Below are 17,974 nucleotides of genomic sequence, written 5' to 3'. Positions count from 1 at the left end.
ACAGGAAGTCTGTAGACTTTTGTTGCAACCTTTTTTCATTGATTCTTTTCTAGTATTCACAGAAAAGTATTGCTATACTTTGAACAAAGAATGAGTGAAAGTGGGAGGCAAATGGAGAAAATATTTATTGCGCCAAATGCAACAGTAGTTGGTGATGTTACTTTAGCCAAAGACGTTACGATTTGGTACCAAGCTGTTTTGCGAGGAGATAGTAATTGGATCAAGATAGGAAAAGGAAGCAATATTCAAGATGGAACGATTATCCATGTAGATCACGATGCACCAACAGAGATTGCAGAAAATGTAACGGTCGGTCATCAATGCTTGCTTCACGGATGTAAAATTGAAAAAGGTGCACTGATTGGGATGGGCTCAACGATTTTGAATCATGCGCAGATCGGCGAAAATAGTCTGATTGGCGCAGGATCTTTGGTAACGGAAGGCAAAGTGATCCCGCCAAATGTGTTGGCATTTGGGCGACCAGCCAAAGTGATCCGTCCGTTAACGGAGGAAGAAATCCAAAAAAATCAGGCAAATATTCAGCACTATATTGAGTTAGGCAAAGACTATTTAGCAGGAAACATTTCAATCAAAGCATAATGGTATAATCCATGAAGCAAAGCCTAAAGAAAAAACTAGCGCAAGGAATTCATCACGAATACCGTAGCGCTGTTTTTTTTGCGTATGTCAAGGTACCGATAAAGAATCTGCGCTAGATAAAACCGCTGAGAAAGTGTGATGGGCGAAAACTATTTGTTATGTTATTCTACTAATGAAAAATTTCTTTACCACATCTAATCATTACTTTAATTTAGCAGGAGGAACTCAAATGAAAGATGAAGCATTGAAAGAATTGTTTCTGCAAGAAAATGAAATTGAAATTATTCAGCGCACAAAAGGCTATAATGTGAACGATCAAAATCTTCCGTTTGAAAAGGTGGACATTCCTAAAATGCCGAGCACTAATTTTTTTAAAGAAGGGAATATTTTTATCAATAAGCATCATCGTTATTCTGCTATGCCGAATCATACACATGAATTTGTCGAATTTAATTACATGCTTTCTGGTAGCTGTACCCAGTATGTGAATGAAAAAAAAGTAGTGTTGAATGAAGGCGAAATTATTTTGTTAGATAAAGAGATCGTGCAACGAATCGATCCTTTAACCACACACGATTTATTGATCAATATTTTATTAAAAGATGAGTCGATTACTACCGATATCATCATTAATATGGTCAAATCAACAGGATTGGTGAACGAGTTTTTGATGAATGCTTCAAATAAAGCAGGGAAACATGATGCTTTCATCCATTTTCATTGTGGAAAAAATGAAGAAGTTCAAAACATTCTCCACAAATTAATTGGCGAATATGTGCAAAAGAAAAGATACTATATGCGAGAAGCTAATCTGTTGCTTTCCCTTTTGTTGATCGAGTTAACTCGTGTGATTGAAGAAGAACGTTTAGATCATTACCAGCAAAAGGATGAAGAAATCATTCAGATCATGCGATATATTGAAACCAATTTTAGGTACCTCAGCTTGAAAGAGTTAGCAAATAAATTTGGTTACAATGCAAATTATATGGGCAATAAATTAAAAAAAGACACTGGACGTACATTTCAGGAGTTGATCAATTCTGCTAAGTATCAAACGGCATTAGAACTGATGAAAGAAACAGATCAAAGTATGGAAGAAATCGCTTATGAGGTTGGTTTTCATTCGTTGCCTTCTCTTTATAAATTATTTGCTAGATTCACAGATAAAACACCAAAACAAATACGAAATCAGTTGAAGAAGTGAAAAGACTTTCCTGCTTTTGCAGGAAAGTCTTTTCTGTAGTTTGGCTAAAAATATCTGGAATTAGACCATGGTTGAAAAGCCGTGATGCGCTTACAATTACCTCGTAAGCTGATCAGCTAAAAAAAGAAATGGAGTGTTTGTGTTGAATAAAAAAAGTAATTCAGTCGTCAAAGAATATTCTCCTTTAGCTACGGCTGCAGGAATTGGATCCATGCTTGGATCCGGCTGTATCGTTGGATTGTCCGCAACGATTCCAGTTTGGCAAAAAGGATTAGAACTAACAACTGGTCAAGTAGGGATTCTTTCTGGAGGATTAACGTTTGCGATTGCTTTTGGCTCAATATTTGCCGGAAATATTACAAAAGGATTTGGATTAATTCGTTCCTTTAACTGGCTTAATCTTTTTTATGCGATTGGTGCAGCCATCTGCTTGTTTTCGACGAATTTTTTGATGTTGTTAGCTGGTGTGATTGTCATGGGCCTGTCATCTGGTGCCGATTTACCAATTAGTTTGACGGTTGTCTCACATGATGCGCCTGATGAAACAACGTCTGCGCAATTAGTTTCTTCTACTCAGATTTTTTGGCAAATTGGTGTATTTATTTCTTATATTTGTTCTTTCTTGCTTTCTGGCATCGAGGGTGTATTGGGTGCACGGATCGTGTTTGCTATTTTGTTTGGTTTTGCAATTATCACATGGCTATGGCGTACATTTTCAGCTAAATTCAAACGTTTCCATGAAGAAGGAAATGCTCGACAAGCAGTCAATAAAGCCATCACACAAGAAGGACAAGAAGTCTCATTCAAAACGGTTCTTTTTGGTGAAAACAAACGCAAATATCTCGGCTTCTTTTTCACTATTCTTACTTTTTATATCTGTTGGAATTTATTAGCCAATACGTGGGGACAATTTCAAACATATGCGTTAACAAATGCTGGTGCGAGTCAAACACAAGCTACTGGTCTAGGAATTGTCTTGAACGTTGTTTCTTTAGCAACAACGATTGTTTTCACTTCAATTGCTGGTGGAAAATATCGTAACAAAGCTTTCTTTGTTGGTGCCTTCGTTCAATTTGCAGCAATGGTCGGTATGGCTTTGCTTGGTGGTGGTGCGGGCTTCATCGCTTTGGCTATTACGATCGCCTTTTATAATTTTGGAAATCCTTTAGCAGGCGAAGCAATCTACAAGGTATGGACACAAGAATCGTTTCCGGCAGAAACCAGAGCTTCTTTGCAAGGATTCATTAACGGCTTCTCCCGTTTATGTTGTGGGCTTTTCGCCTTCGTTACACCTTACCTAGTGATGCCAGAACGGATTCAGTCTTCAATGATTGGTTTTGCTGGAATCGTCTTATTGGCGACAATTGCTGGGATTATTATGATGCGATTGCAAAAAAAATATGGAACATCAGAAAATCACGAAACTACTCTTCAAGATACAAATGTTACTGTTTGATAAAAAATAAGTGAGGAGAATGAACATGGCTTTTACTTTTCAAATAAACAACGATGTCGTTTGGGAATACGATCAAAAACTTTTGACAAAAGCAGAAGAAAATATCCCAGAATTAATGGAGACAGAAATTAAGCCGGTTAGGATCGTTGAAAAAATTCCTGCAAACCAGCGTTCAAATGACTTTTCACTACTAGAAAGTCAAAAAGATATCTTAGCATTAGAAAAGTACACATTGGGAAGAGAGGAGTCGATCATCTTGGATTTAGGCGATCATTATGTCGGACAATTTCGTATTGATATCGACTCAGTTGGTTCGCCGATGGATGCACCTTTGTATTTGCGTTTGAAATTTGCGGAAGTACCTTCTGAATTGTATGCCAATTCAGAAGACTATGATGGTTGGTTATCACGCTCATGGATTCAAGAAGAGTTCGTCCATCTTGATGTATTGCCTGCTACTCTAAAATTACCACGACGTTATAGCTGTCGTTATGTCGAATTAACTGTAATCGACACGTCACCAAAATGGCAGGCAAGTTTTCGTCATCCGCGATTTCTTGCAAAAAGTTCGGTATCAATGGAACAATTGCCAGCAAGAACAATTGAAGATGATACATTAAAGGAAATGTACAATATTTCAGTTAAGACCCTTTTTGACTGTATGCAGACAGTTTTTGAAGATGGTCCTAAACGAGATCGAAGATTATGGTTAGGGGATTTGCGCTTACAAGCGTTAGCTAACTACTATACGTTTGATGATTTGTCGTTAGTAAAACGTTGCTTGTATCTTTTTGGTGGCATGCGAACAGTGGAAGGAAAGATTCCCGCAAATGTCTTTACGGAACCTCGTTTGACACCAGATGATACGTTTTTATTTGATTACAGTCTTTTCTTTATTGCTTCACTATATGATTATGTTGAACACACGAATGATAAGAGCGTTTTAGAAGATCTTTATTTCGTGGCCAAAAATGCTGTTGATTTGGCACTGACACAAGTTGACGATGCTGGTCGTTTAGTATTAACGGAAGACTGTCCTGTCTTTGTTGACTGGTCGAATGATTTCGATAAAGCAACTGCTGGACAAGCAATCATGATCTACGTATTGAAACGATTCTTGAAATTAGCTGAACGTTCAAATGAAAGAGAAAAGCCACATTACGAAGAAGTTTTGGAAAAAATGATCCAATTCTCAACACAACATTTATTTGACCCAAAGCAAAAGCAATTCATTATTGAAAGGACAAACGAAGTAAACATTGCAAGTCAAGTGTGGATGGTGTTGGCTGAAGTATTCGACACGCCAACAAATCAAGCAATTATGCAGACAACGGTGAAAAATCATTTTCCGATAAGAGGAATTGCTACGCCTTATATGTACCATCATGTGGTGGAAGCATTATTTCTGGCGAATTGCCGCGAAGAAGCGATTCAATTGATGAAAGACTATTGGGGAAAAATGATGGACTTAGGTGCGGATACTTTTTGGGAAGCCTTTAAACCAGAAGATTTAGACTTTTCTCCTTACGGCAGCCCAATATTAAATAGCTATTGTCACGCGTGGAGTTGCACACCGGCGTATTTGATTGGAAAATATCTAGTGGAAAATTAGTCTTGCTAAAAATCATGGATCATTCTGTATATTTCTACAGGATGATCCATAGATTAATCATGTGGTGAAAGCGGTTGTAATTGCTGGTAGATCATTTTAAAGGAGTTTTATTATGGAAACGACACAAATGAATCAATTGAAAAGAAACCAATTCAACATTTGGCGACAACGGATTGGCTACGGTGTTTCTGATTTAGCCTGTAACCTTATTTGGCAAATGATTTCACTTTATCTTCTGTACTTTTATACAGATGTCATGCATTTAAATGCCGCAGCAATCAGTTTGATGTTCGTTGTTACGCGCTTTGTAGACGGGATCACCGATTTATTGGTGGGCTATTTGATCGATCATACCAATACGCGTTGGGGAAAATCACGGCCTTATTTTCTTTTCGGAGCGATTCCTTTTGCGCTCTTTGCTTTTTTATGTTTCAGTGTCCCTGATTTTTCTGCCTCAGGGAAATTAGTGTATGCGTATATCACCTACTTTGGGTTATCGCTAGCATACACTTTGGTCAACGTACCAATGGCTTCAATTTTACCTAGTTTAACAAGTGATACAGAAGAAAGAACAGCGTTATCAACTTCACGAAAATTTTTTGCCTTTCTTGGTGCAACGATCGTCAGCTCTTGCGCATTCGCTTTGGTGGCCTTTTTTGGACATGGAAATGAACAAATTGGCTTCAAAATTGTCATGGGGATCTTCGGAATTATTAGTTGTCTTTTATTCTTTTTTACGTTCTTCAATGTTCGAGAATTACCAGTCCATGGGGTGAAAAATCCCTCACTTAAGACAGTTTTGACTTCGTTAAAACAAAATAAACCTTGGTTGGTCTTTGCCGTCAATATTCTTTTTATGTGGACTAGTTTCTTTATTCAATCAAGTGCGTTAGTTTATTATTATTCTGTTGTCGTCGGCAGCAAATCACTGTCAGTTACGGTAGCAACGATTATGTCGATTGTCCCAATGTTTGCAAACTTTTTCGTCCCGCTGCTTGCTAAATTATTTGGCAAACGAAACTTGTATCTTTTGTCTTCGGGTATCCAGTTAGTTGGTTTAATCGTGATCATGTTTGCAGCTAGTCGTATACCAGGCATTCTAGTAGGGGCTTTTATTTCAGCAATTGGTTATGGTGTGAAAGAAAGTATTTATTTTTCTATGCAAGCAGATTCAGTTGATTTTGGGGAATGGAAGACAGGGATCAATGTCTCTGGTTCTCTTTCAGCAATCAATGGCTTTTTAGGAAAAGTAGCACAGGCAATTTCTGGTGGACTAGCAAGTGGATTGTTAGCTTGGGGAATGTATCAGCCCGGAGCAGCTGTGCAAACTGAACGAACAATTTTTGCCATCCAAGCAATGTATCTTTATGTCCCAATATTCTTGATTATTTGTTCGATAGTAACCATGCTATTTTATCATTTAGATACAATTTATCCGCAAATAAAAGCTGATTTAGAGCAAAAGAAAGTTATTGAAGCCCAAAACAAAAAAGCATCATGAGTAAGTTAAAACAAAACAGTCAGGACTTAGTTCTGACTGTTTTTTGTAATGAATAAAGCCATAAGAATAGCCTGGATAGCAAAAAGAAAACGGCGTATCGATTTAGAGTTCCCAAATTTATTTACTAACTTTTGAAAAAATGATTTTTGACTGATTGGTACAAAAATGATAAACTAAAAAAATAGTACGGAATGAAAGGAACGAATTAGTATGAATGAAACCATTGATTTATTACAAAAGCATGTTTCTGTTCGACAATTTTCAGATAAAAAAATGTCAGAGGCGCAAGTGAAAGAATTGATTCTTTCTGCTCAAGCAGCTTCCTCATCCAGTTTTTTGCAAGCATATTCGATTATCGGAATCGAAGAGGAAGAGCTCAAAAGAAAAATTGCTCGATTAGCGGGCAACCAACCATTTATTGCTGAAGGCAGTCACTTTTTTATCTTTTGCGCAGATATGCAAAGACTAAATAAATTAGCTAAAAAAAGGAATGTTGATATTCAACTGACACTCGAAGGAATAGATGCTACTTTAGTAGGGACGGTAGATGCGAGCTTAGCTGCCCAAAACATGACAATAGCAGCAGAATCAATGGGGATGGGCGTATGTTACATTGGGGGAATCCGTGACGCCATCGTAGAAATTTCTGAAATGCTGGAATTACCAGAATATGTTTTCCCAATCTTTGGATTAGTTATCGGTTATCCTAAAGTACGAAATGACTTGAAGCCTAGAATGCCGATTACAGGTATTTATCATGTCAATAAATACAATAATGAGACAGACCGAGTAGTGGATGAATATGAAGAACAAACAAAAAATTATTATGCCCATCGAACAGGTGGCGCTAAAAAACATTCTTGGGCTGAAAGTGTCTTAAGTAGTCTAAAAAGATTACCAAGAACGGAAACGAAACCTTTCCTAAATCAACAAGGCATGGCTAAAAAATAAATTTTGATCAGAAATGGTAGGTGACTCTTTTTATGACAGGAAGACCAAGAAAATGTAGCGAAGAAGAATTAATTGAAAAGGCGATGAATGAATTTTGGGCACGTGGGTATGAGGCATGTTCCACTGATCATTTATGTCGGAAAATCGGAGTCGGCAAAGGTAGTTTTTACAACGCGTTTGAAACTAAACATGCACTATATGTTGAAACGCTGAAATATTACCATGAACTTTGGTTGGAAGAACAAATTGCGCTCTTGTCGCAGCCAATCGCGCTCAAGCAACGGTTAGAAAATTTATTGAATTGGGCAGTAGCGGTGGATTTTGGCGATCAAAGACAAGGATGCTACCTGATCAATGCAGCTATAGAACGGGGAAAAACGGATGAAGCCGTTGTTCACTGGACCAAAAAACATGTGGATGTACTAGGGCAAAAAATCCAGATGGAAATTCAACGTAGTATAGATGAGAAGGAATTAAACACAGCTAAAACTGCAACAGAATTAACAACGATGTTTCTAACGAGTTATTATGGCTTGCGAACATTAAATGCGTCTGTTCAAAGTGAAGAAATGGCGAAAACGATCGTAGCAAATGCCATGGCAGCTTTTTGAGTGAGCATGCAATGTGTGAGTGAATCATTTTCTTGCCAGACTGTTAATAACGAATGTCACCGAAACGCTCTTATATAAAGAAAAGTAGCCCGAAAAATACGGAGCAAGAGAAATATCACTTCAGATCAAGTGTTTAGGAAAAAATTTATCTAAAAAAGAACCAGCCTTATTAACGATAAGGCTGGTTCTTTTTGTGTCTTTTCAATTATAAGAAATTCTATCACTGATCAAAGTTAAATTGTGCTGGTCTGTTAGCCGTTTACTTCAAAGCAGAGTTGTTTTCCATTACTTCGTCGATCAAGCCATAATCTTTTGCTTGCTGAGCAGTCATATAATTGTCACGATCAGTATCTTTTTCGATGACTTCAAGTGGTTGACCTGTACGTTCAGCTAAGATTTTGTTTAAGCGTTCACGAGTTTGTAAAATGTGGCGTGCAGCAATTTCAATTTCAGTTGCTTGACCTTGTGCGCCACCAAGTGGTTGGTGAATCATGATTTCTGCATTTGGCAAAGCAAAACGTTTGCCTTTTGTACCAGCGGTTAGTAAGAAGCTACCCATTGAAGCAGCCATCCCCATAACGATTGTTTGGACATCTGCTTTGACAAAGTTCATTGTGTCATAAATGGCCATACCTGCTGTCACAGATCCACCTGGAGAGTTGATATAAAGATAAATATCTTTTTCAGAGTCTTGAGCATCAAGGAAAAGCAATTGTGCAATGATCGAATTTGCAAGATCATCTGTTACTTGTCCACTCAACATGATGATACGGTCTTTTAATAGACGAGAATAAATATCGTAGGCTCTTTCACCACGAGATGATTGTTCGATAACTGTAGGAATTAAATTCATTCTAAATTTCCTCCTTAAAATTCTTTCAAAGTTAGTGTAACACAAAGTGTTCTTAAATACCTAAGAAGAAGTATACCTTTTTGGTCAACAAAGGTCAAATGAAAAAACTTCGACAAATTGGTCGAAGAAAGACTTCTTTATGTTATGATAAAAAGAGAACAGAAACAAGGAGGAGCAATAGATTTGGAAGTGGGAATCATAGGTTTTATCGGCGTTCTTTTGGGTGCAGTGGTTGTCTATCTTGGCATGGCGATCCAGATGCGCCATTTAGAAAATAAAGAAACACGTCGACGTGAATTAGAACTAAAGGTCAAAGAAATTGAAACGTTGAATCAATTGAATAAGAAAATCAATGAGATTTTGCAAAAACGTTCCACTCTAATGGAAGAGTATGTCAGCTTTGACGCATTTGATGACTGCTACATCACGATTGACGATTTTGCTTATTTGCAATCATATGCGACACAAAATAATTTTTATTTACCTAACTATATTTTAGATGAATTGTTCAAAACAATTGCCCATCGAAAAGTAATTCTTTCACCTGATGAAACAATGAAAGTAGGTGGATATGCGTATAAAGGTGGTCGTGTCATTTTAGAAAACTTTAGTGATAATTTGACTGAGATGATCAACGAGAAAAAACTACAATTAAAAAATCTGACGAAACAACCAATCGGTTTCTTTTCAAAAGATGACGTGTGGAGCTAACTAGAAAATCAATGAGCAGCAGAACCTTGACGAGAGTCAGGGTTCTTTTTTGTTGCAGATAGAAAATCTTTCTTAAAAGATTGGTTCAGCTTGGTATGATGGATGCGTTTAGCAACAAATTTATTTGTGAGCTTTTTAAAGTAAAAAATCGAAAAAATGCGTAGCTATATAAAAACAGCGAGAGTTCTTTGAAGTACTTGTTCCTTGTTCAGCTAGGGTCAGTGCTTGAGCTAGAACTTCTTCCATATGTTACAATAGTACTCGATTGGAGTGAATGAATATGGTACAGATTTACGCACATCGCGGGAGTAGCGGAACACATCCTGAAAATACATTGCCAGCATTTGCCGAAGCAGTTCGTGTTGGTTCAGATGGAATCGAGTTAGACGTTCATCTTAGTGCAGATGGCCAAATAGTTGTGATGCATGATGAAGAAGTGGATCGAACAACAAATGGTAAAGGATTACTTCGCGAAAAAACGTTGGAAGAAATCAAAAAGTTGAACGCCGGTAGTTGGTTTAGCAAAGATTTTTCTGCGGCAAAAGTGCCAACTTTAAAAGAGGTACTGAACCTTTTGCTCCAAAAAAACTACCGCGGTGTATTAATGATCGAATTAAAGACAGATAAGTATGAATATCCTCAAATTGAGGATAAAGTTTCTGCCTTGTTGCAACAGTCTTGGCCGTTTGAACATGGGTATTGCAGTTTCAACCTTGCTTCTCTAGAGCGCATGGCGAAACTAGAACCCGGTGTTCAATTAGATGTTTTAACAGGGACTTCAAAAAATAAAATCATGTACGCAAAGGAAAACGAATTTATCGAAGGTGTTCATCCCAAAAAGACTTGGTTGCAAGAACAATCTGGACAAGTAGGAATGTTTGATAAACCTATTCGACCATGGACGATCAATACAGAAGAAGAAATCAATTGGTGCTATGGACTTGGAGTGACAGGAATTATTACTGATTATCCTGAGAGAGCCATTCGCCTGAAACAATTTATGAAAAAGTAGGATGCTTATGAAAAAAGTATTAGTAATTGTTGGCCCAACGGCTGTTGGTAAAACAGCTTTGAGCATTGAATTAGCAAAAAAATTTAATGGGGAAATCATTAGTGGTGATTCCTTGCAAGTGTACCAAAAACTAGACATTGGAACAGCGAAGGTCACCAAAAAAGAAATGGCTGGCGTACCACATCATTTGATTGATGTGATCGAGCCGACGCAACATTACTCAGTTGCTGATTTTCAGCAGTCTGCTAGACAATTGATTACTGAAATCACGGCTAGAGGTCATTTGCCAATTATTGCAGGGGGCACAGGATTGTATATCCAGTCTTTACTTTATGATTATCAATTGGGTGCTGCAGATAAGCAACAAGATGAAACCAAACTAGTTCGCCAAAAATACGAAACATTTGCTGACGAATATGGAAAAGAAGCTTTGTGGAGGATGCTTAAAGAAAAAGATCCAGAAGCTGCAGAAAAAATTCATTGGAACAATCAGCGAAAAGTTGTCCGGGCACTGGAAGTTTTAGAAACAACTGGATTCAGCATTACTGCCCCAAAAGAACAACCAAAACAATTATACGATTATTACATGATTGGCTTGGATACCAACCGGGAGAAGCTTTATGAACGAATCAATTTACGAGTGGATCTGATGCTAAAAGCTGGTTTGGAGGATGAGGCACATTTTGTTTATCAATTAGGTGATACACAAGCAAGTCAAGGAATTGGGTACAAAGAATTTTTTCCTTATTTTAACGGACAGGGTTCTTTAGCAGAAGTCGTAGAACAAATCAAACAAAATTCCAGACGCTATGCAAAACGACAACTTACTTGGTTTAGAAATCGACTAACTGCTCAGTGGTTTGATTTAATAGAGCAGCCTGAGGAACAACAAGTAATTGAAACGGAAATTCAAAAATGGCTGGAGGAATCACAATGATTGAAGAGAAAGAAAAAGTGGTGGTTGTCGGGGTTGAAACGGAAAAAAATCAACATTATTTTGCAGAATCAATGAAAGAATTGATTCAACTGACGAAAACTGCAGCAGGAGAAGTGGTTTTTTCGCTTACACAAAAAAGACCGCAAGTTGATCGCCAAACATTGATTGGTAAAGGAAAATTAGAAGAATTAGTCCAGCAAGCAACTGCTTATGAAGCAGATTTAATCATTTTTAACCATGAGCTAACGCCACGACAAAGTCAAATCATTTCGGATACCGTAGGATTACCGGTTATCGACCGAGTACAATTGATTTTAGATATTTTTGCGATGCGCGCACGTTCAAGAGAAGGCAAACTGCAAGTAGAGCTGGCACAGCTTGAATATTTGTTGCCACGATTGGTGGGGCAAGGGAAGACTTTGTCTCGTTTAGGCGGGGGAATTGGAACAAGAGGGCCTGGTGAAACAAAACTGGAAACGGATCGTCGCCATATTCGCAACAAAATCTATGCAGTCAAACGTGAACTGAAAGAAGTTGAAGCACATCGCGAGCGTAATCGGCAACAGCGAAAAAATAATGAGATTTTTCAAATTGGTCTGATTGGTTACACGAATGCTGGAAAATCAACGATTTTAAATCTATTGACCCAAGCAGATACGTATTCAAAGGATCAGTTATTTGCAACACTTGATCCATTGACGAAAAAATGGCATTTTCCTGAAGGATTTGAAGTGACAATGACAGATACTGTTGGTTTTATTCAAGATTTGCCAACCCAGCTGATTGATGCATTTCATTCAACTTTAGAAGAAAGTCAAAATATGGATTTACTTCTACATGTCGTGGATGCTAGTGCACCTGAACGAATTTTACAGGAACAAACGGTTCTGAAATTAATGGATGAACTTAAGATGAAAGACATACCAATCTTGACCATTTATAATAAAGCAGACCAAGTTAATCGTGGAACCTTTACACCCACATTGTTCCCGAATCGTTTGATATCAGCCAAAAGTCAGTCGGGAAAACAAGAATTGACAGAAGCAATCAAACGAGAAATCATGGAACTATTGACTCCCTATACACTTTTGTTGCCAAGTGATGCAGGACAACAGCTAAGTGAAATCAAGCGACAAACCTTGGTGTTAAGTGAAGAATTTATTGAAGAAAAGAATAGCTATGAAGTCAGAGGATTTGCAAAGAGTACTTCGAAATGGAAAAGGAGAATGACAGATGAGTTGGACAGCTGAGTTAGCGCCTGAATTAGTTGAAAAAATAGATGAAGTGGATCAAAAGGTTGCTAAGCGATTAGCTGAGGTTCGAGAAGTAGCATTAACGAATCAGGCAAAAGTGTTAGCAGCATTTCGAGACCAACAAGTATCAGAGACACATTTCTTGCCATCAACTGGTTATGGAAATGATGATTTAGGTCGCGATGTTCTGGAAGCTGTGTATGCTCAAGTGTTTGGAGCAGAAGCAGCGCTTGTTCGTCCCCAAATCGTTTCTGGCACACACGCAATTGCGACAGCACTTTTTGGGGTGCTACGTCCAGGTGATGATTTACTTTATATTACAGGAACTCCTTATGATACTTTGTTGGAAGTCATCGGTGTTGCCGGCAACGGGATTGGTTCGTTTAAAGAATACGGAATTGGATACGACCATGTTGACTTGCAAGCAAATGGAGAAGTAGACTTTGAACAAGTACGAAAAAAAATGACAAGCAAAACAAAAGTGGTTGCGATTCAACGTTCGCGAGGATATGCTACGCGTCCATCTTTTACGATTGAAAAGATCAAAGAGATGTGCACTTTTGTACATGAAATTGATCCAAATGTGGTTATTTTTGTCGATAATTGTTATGGAGAATTTGCTGAATTAATGGAGCCAACTCAAATTGGTGCGGATCTCATTGCTGGGTCATTGATCAAGAATCCTGGTGGTGGAATTGCAAAAACAGGTGGTTATATTGCTGGAAAAAAAGAGTTTGTTGAACGTGCAGCTTATCGTTTGACTACACCAGGTGTTGGTGCAGAAGGTGGCGCAATGTTGGGAAATGTTTACGATATGTTACAAGGTTTTTTCCTAGCACCACACGTAGTTAGTCAAGCGATTCAAGGTGCAGTCTTTACAGCCGCTTTATTGGAAAGTTATCAACTGCGTTCGACACCACGTTGGGACGAGCCACGAACGGATTTGATCCAATTAGTTGAAATGGAAAATGCAAAAGCCATGGTCACCTTTTGCCAAGCAATCCAAAAATTTTCACCAATCGATTCATTTGTTGCACCGATTCCCTCATACATGGCTGGATATGAAGATGATATTATTATGGCAGCAGGTACTTTTGTCCAAGGTGCGAGTATCGAATTAAGTGCTGATGGTCCTTTGAGAGAACCTTATGCTCTGTATATTCAAGGTGGATTGACCTTTGAACACGTAAAAATTGCAGTTTCTCACGCGGTGAATGCTGTTTATCATCAATAAATAATCAAATGATGCGCTTTTTCTAGCAAAGAAAGAGCTCATTTTTTTTGTACAGAAAAAAATTTATCTTTCATGTTAGAAAACCTTACATGAATCGTTGACAAGTAAAAAATAAATTGGTACACTTTTCTCAACTTAGAAAACGAAAGGAGACGTCTGATGGGAGAAAAGGAATTACGGCGCTCAATGTCAGTTTTTCCAATTGGTACAGTTATGAAATTGACTGATTTAACTGCGAGACAGATTCGTTATTATGAAGAGCAAGAACTTGTTCATCCTGAACGTAGCGAAGGAAATCGTCGTATGTATTCGTTAAATGATATTGATACATTGTTGGAAATCAAAGATTATCTTTCGGATGGTCTGAATATGGCAGGAATCAAACGGGTATATGAAATGGCGCAGGCGAAGAAAAAAGAAGCCAAGAAAAAACGACCATTGACCGATCATGATGTCCGTCAAATCTTTCGTGATGAAATGCTGTCACAAGGTGGACTAAGTAAAACGGGGCACTATCAGTCGCAAGGAATGCAACATCAATTCTATGACTGAATAAAATAAAAAACAAAAATGAAAGAGAAAGAGGGATACCATGGTAAAGAAACAAATCACTGGCGAAGAAATCAAACGAATTATTGAGGAAGAAAACGTACGCTTTTTACGTCTAATGTTCACAGATATTTTAGGAACAATCAAAAATGTTGAAGTTCCAGTAAGTCAAATCGACAAGGTCTTAGAAAATAAAATGATGTTTGATGGTTCTTCGATCGAAGGATTTGTTCGAATTGAAGAAAGCGATATGTATTTGTATCCAGATCTTTCAACTTGGATGATTTTCCCATGGGAGAGTGCGCATGGAAAAGTTGCACGTTTAATTTGTGATATTTACAATCCAGATGGAACACCATTTGCTGGCGACCCTCGTGGAAACTTAAAACGTGCGTTGTCAGATATGAAAGAACTTGGTTTTACCTCTTTCAATTTAGGTCCAGAACCTGAATTTTTCTTATTCAAACTTGATGAAGATGGCGGAATTACTACGACATTAAATGATAAAGGTGGTTACTTTGATTTTGCCCCAACGGATTTAGGTGAAAATTGTCGTCGTGATATCGTTTTGGAACTGGAGAGTTTAGGGTTTGAAGTCGAAGCTTCTCACCATGAAGTTGCGCCAGGACAACATGAGATTGACTTTAAATATGCAGATGTCGTAGATGCTTGTGACAATATTCAAACATTCAAACTAGTTGTCAAAACAATTGCTAGAAAACATGGCCTACACGCAACCTTCATGCCAAAACCATTATATGGAATCAATGGTTCAGGGATGCATTGTAATATGTCCTTGTTCAATGAGGACGGCAACGCTTTTTATGATAAAGATGGTGAATTAGAATTAAGCCAAACAGCTTATCACTTTTTAGGTGGATTGTTGCATCATGCGCGTGCTTACACAGCTGTTTGCAACCCAACAGTGAACTCATACAAACGTCTAGTTCCTGGATATGAAGCACCTGTTTACGTTGCATGGAGTGGACATAATCGTTCACCATTAGTTCGAGTTCCTGAATCGCGTGGTGTATCCACTCGTTTAGAATTACGTTCAGTTGATCCATCTGCAAATCCTTACTTGGCAATGGCTGTATTATTACAGGCTGGATTAGACGGTATCCGTCATGAATTGACACCACCAGACGCAGTTGACCGTAATATCTATGTGATGAATGAAGAAGAACGTGAAGCCGCACAAATCCAAGATTTACCTTCAACAATCCACAATGCAATTAAAGAATTACGTAAAGACGAAGTAATGATTGATGCACTAGGTCAACACATCTTCTCAAACTTTGTTGAAGCGAAACGCTTGGAATGGGCAGCTTTCCGTCAAACAGTTTCTGAGTGGGAAAGAGAACAATATTTAGAACTTTATTAATTCGAAAAAGCAGAAAACACAGAAGACATTCTTTTGTCTTCTGTGTTTTTTCTTTACTCCTTGTTTTTTGCTTCCCGCAAGTTTATTTTTCTAGGACAAATTAAGAAAAAAATTGTTGAAATATTCTAACTGAAGTTTTGCTATATTGTCTAGAATGCATCCAGCACCAACAATTTTTTTGAAATCGCAATCATCAAATTGATGTCTTGACTTTCGATTCTGGAGCTTGTATTATACTCCTTGGGCACCCTTTTAAAGGGTCAGAAGTTTACAGAAATTTCAGCTCCCTATTCTTGTTAGAAGAATAGGGAGCTTTCTTTATTTTTTTCTGGGACTTTTCCTGCAGATAAAACAAGAAGGAGTTTTTGAATTTATGACAAAATACATTTTTGTAACTGGCGGCGTTGTATCTTCGATTGGTAAAGGAATCGTAGCAGCTTCATTGGGTCGCTTGTTGAAAAATCGTGGCCTAAAGGTAACTATCCAAAAATTTGACCCGTACATCAATGTTGATCCAGGAACAATGAGTCCTTATCAACATGGAGAAGTATTTGTAACAGATGATGGTGCGGAAACAGACTTAGACTTAGGTCACTATGAACGTTTTATCGACATCAATTTGAACAAATACTCCAACGTTACCACAGGAAAAATCTATTCTGAAGTATTGCGTAAAGAACGTAAAGGGGAGTACCTAGGGGCAACTGTCCAAGTGATTCCACATATCACAAACGAAATCAAAGAAAAAATCATGCGTGCCGCAAAATTAACGGACTCTGATGTGATCATCACTGAAGTTGGCGGAACAGTGGGCGATATCGAATCATTACCATTTTTGGAAGCTTTGCGCCAAATGAAAGCAGATGTTGGTGCAGACAACGTAATGTATGTGCATACAACATTGATTCCTTATTTAAAAGCTGCCGGTGAAATGAAAACAAAACCAACACAGCACAGTGTGAAAGAATTACGTGGTTTGGGAATCCAACCAAATATTTTAGTTGTTCGTACGGAGCAACCTGTTTCACAAAGCGTAAAAAATAAATTAGCACAATTTTGTGACGTTGAACCAGAAGCAGTGATTGAATCACCTGATGTAGACACTTTATATTCCATTCCATTATTGTTACAAAAACAAGGAATGGATCGAATTGTTTGTGAACACTTGAAACTTGAAACACCAGAAGCAGACATGACGGAATGGAAAGAACTAGAAGAACGTGTCTTGAACTTGAAGAAAAAAGTGCGTATTGCTTTAGTTGGTAAATATGTTGAGCTACCTGATGCTTATATCTCAGTGGTAGAAGCATTGAAACATTCAGGATTTGCTTATGATGCGGATATTGAATTGGATTGGATCAAGGCACAAGAATTAACGGAAGAAAATGTTGCAGAACGCTTGAAAGATGCTGACGGAATCTTAGTTCCTGGTGGATTTGGTGACCGCGGTGTTGAAGGGAAAATTGAAGCAATCCGTTTTGCCAGAGAAAATGATATTCCATTTTTAGGTATTTGCTTGGGGATGCAAATGGCTTGCGTTGAATTTGCACGTAACGTCGTCGGTCTTCCTGACGCGGCTTCAGCTGAAACAAATCCTGATGCACAAAACAACATCATTGATTTGATGGCTGATCAAGAAAACGTTGAGAACCTTGGTGGAACACTTCGTTTGGGCTTATATCCATGTAAAATCAAAAAAGGAACGAAAACAGCAACAGCGTATGAAGAGGCAGATGTCGTTCAAGAACGTCACCGTCACCGTTATGAATTCAACAACCAATACCGTGAAATGTTTGAAGAACAAGGATTGGTCTTCTCTGGTGTTTCACCAGACAATCGCTTGGTTGAAATCGTTGAAATTCCTGAGAAGAAATTCTTTGTTGGTTGCCAATTCCATCCAGAGTTGATTTCACGACCAAATCGTCCACAAAAACTTATTAAAGCATTTGTTGGTGCTGCGTTAACTGATCGCGAATCAAAATAAAAAACAGATCAAACAGAGTAGCTTTTATAAACTACTCTGTTTTTTTGCGGAAAGAGTCGGAAGTAGGGATTAAGTGAAGCAAATGAGGATTTATGAAAAAAGAATGATTTTTTCTATTTGTT

Annotated in this window: 16 protein-coding genes; 15 read left to right on the top strand and 1 reads right to left on the bottom strand. The window is 38.0% G+C overall.

The features are described 5' to 3' along the window. Positions 1-111 precede the first annotated feature (111 nt). From DOK81_RS01800 to DOK81_RS01770, 7 genes are all read left to right on the top strand, one after another. A complete protein-coding gene (locus DOK81_RS01800; protein ID WP_206907547.1) occupies positions 112-600 on the top strand; it encodes a gamma carbonic anhydrase family protein in 489 nt (162 codons plus the stop codon). 229 nt (positions 601-829) lie between these two features. Then, positions 830-1,804 carry an AraC family transcriptional regulator gene (locus DOK81_RS01795; RefSeq protein ID WP_206907545.1) on the top strand — a complete coding sequence of 325 codons (975 nt, stop codon included), beginning with the start codon at positions 830-832 and terminating at the stop codon, positions 1,802-1,804. A gap of 142 nt (positions 1,805-1,946) precedes the next feature. Then, positions 1,947-3,260: an MFS transporter gene (locus DOK81_RS01790; protein WP_206907542.1), complete on the top strand. Its 1,314-nt coding sequence runs from the start codon at positions 1,947-1,949 to the stop codon at positions 3,258-3,260. Between the two features lie 25 nt (positions 3,261-3,285). Beyond that, the gene (locus tag DOK81_RS01785) at positions 3,286-4,872 is read left to right on the top strand and encodes an alpha-rhamnosidase (RefSeq protein WP_206907540.1); all 1,587 of its coding nucleotides are present in this window, start codon (positions 3,286-3,288) and stop codon (positions 4,870-4,872) included. Positions 4,873-4,984: 112 nt separating this feature from the next. Next, positions 4,985-6,373 (top strand): MFS transporter, encoded by a 1,389-nt coding sequence (locus tag DOK81_RS01780; RefSeq protein WP_206907538.1) that lies wholly within the window; start codon positions 4,985-4,987, stop codon positions 6,371-6,373. Positions 6,374-6,583: 210 nt separating this feature from the next. Then, positions 6,584-7,324 carry an oxygen-insensitive NADPH nitroreductase gene (nfsA, locus tag DOK81_RS01775; protein ID WP_206907536.1) on the top strand — a complete coding sequence of 247 codons (741 nt, stop codon included), beginning with the start codon at positions 6,584-6,586 and terminating at the stop codon, positions 7,322-7,324. 32 nt (positions 7,325-7,356) lie between these two features. After that, positions 7,357-7,935 (top strand): TetR/AcrR family transcriptional regulator, encoded by a 579-nt coding sequence (locus DOK81_RS01770; protein ID WP_206907534.1) that lies wholly within the window; start codon positions 7,357-7,359, stop codon positions 7,933-7,935. A gap of 259 nt (positions 7,936-8,194) precedes the next feature. Here DOK81_RS01770 and clpP read toward each other — a convergent pair whose 3' ends face one another. Next, positions 8,195-8,788: an ATP-dependent Clp endopeptidase proteolytic subunit ClpP gene (clpP, locus tag DOK81_RS01765; RefSeq protein ID WP_067480270.1), complete on the bottom strand. Its 594-nt coding sequence runs from the start codon at positions 8,786-8,788 to the stop codon at positions 8,195-8,197. Between the two features lie 183 nt (positions 8,789-8,971). Here clpP and DOK81_RS01760 point away from each other — a divergent pair, with 183 nt between their 5' ends. The 8 genes from DOK81_RS01760 (at position 8,972) to DOK81_RS01725 (ending at position 17,852) form a co-directional block, all read left to right on the top strand. Then, positions 8,972-9,499: a hypothetical protein gene (locus DOK81_RS01760; RefSeq protein ID WP_206899630.1), complete on the top strand. Its 528-nt coding sequence runs from the start codon at positions 8,972-8,974 to the stop codon at positions 9,497-9,499. Positions 9,500-9,779: 280 nt separating this feature from the next. Next, a complete protein-coding gene (locus tag DOK81_RS01755) occupies positions 9,780-10,511 on the top strand; it encodes a glycerophosphodiester phosphodiesterase (protein ID WP_206907532.1) in 732 nt (243 codons plus the stop codon). 7 nt (positions 10,512-10,518) lie between these two features. Beyond that, positions 10,519-11,448 carry a tRNA (adenosine(37)-N6)-dimethylallyltransferase MiaA gene (gene miaA, locus DOK81_RS01750; RefSeq protein ID WP_206907530.1) on the top strand — a complete coding sequence of 310 codons (930 nt, stop codon included), beginning with the start codon at positions 10,519-10,521 and terminating at the stop codon, positions 11,446-11,448. After that, a complete protein-coding gene (gene hflX, locus DOK81_RS01745) occupies positions 11,445-12,698 on the top strand; it encodes a GTPase HflX (protein WP_206907528.1) in 1,254 nt (417 codons plus the stop codon). The genes miaA and hflX overlap by 4 nt, the downstream gene beginning before the upstream one ends. Beyond that, positions 12,682-13,935 (top strand): methionine gamma-lyase family protein, encoded by a 1,254-nt coding sequence (locus DOK81_RS01740; protein ID WP_206907527.1) that lies wholly within the window; start codon positions 12,682-12,684, stop codon positions 13,933-13,935. The genes hflX and DOK81_RS01740 overlap by 17 nt, the downstream gene beginning before the upstream one ends. A gap of 159 nt (positions 13,936-14,094) precedes the next feature. Beyond that, positions 14,095-14,487 carry a MerR family transcriptional regulator gene (locus DOK81_RS01735; RefSeq protein ID WP_067480287.1) on the top strand — a complete coding sequence of 131 codons (393 nt, stop codon included), beginning with the start codon at positions 14,095-14,097 and terminating at the stop codon, positions 14,485-14,487. A 40-nt stretch (positions 14,488-14,527) separates the two neighbouring features. Further along, positions 14,528-15,868, top strand: a complete 1,341-nt coding sequence (gene glnA, locus DOK81_RS01730; protein ID WP_206907525.1) for a type I glutamate--ammonia ligase — start codon at positions 14,528-14,530, stop codon at positions 15,866-15,868. 373 nt (positions 15,869-16,241) lie between these two features. After that, positions 16,242-17,852, top strand: coding sequence for a CTP synthase (locus DOK81_RS01725; RefSeq protein ID WP_206907523.1), 1,611 nt, complete (start codon positions 16,242-16,244; stop codon positions 17,850-17,852). Positions 17,853-17,974 lie beyond the last annotated feature (122 nt).

The organism is Enterococcus sp. DIV0660C, from assembly GCF_017316125.1.
Classification (GTDB): Bacteria; Bacillota; Bacilli; order Lactobacillales; family Enterococcaceae; genus Enterococcus_B.
The sequence above is the reverse complement of the archived record's forward strand: the minus strand, read 5'-3'. Positions and strand labels throughout refer to the sequence as shown.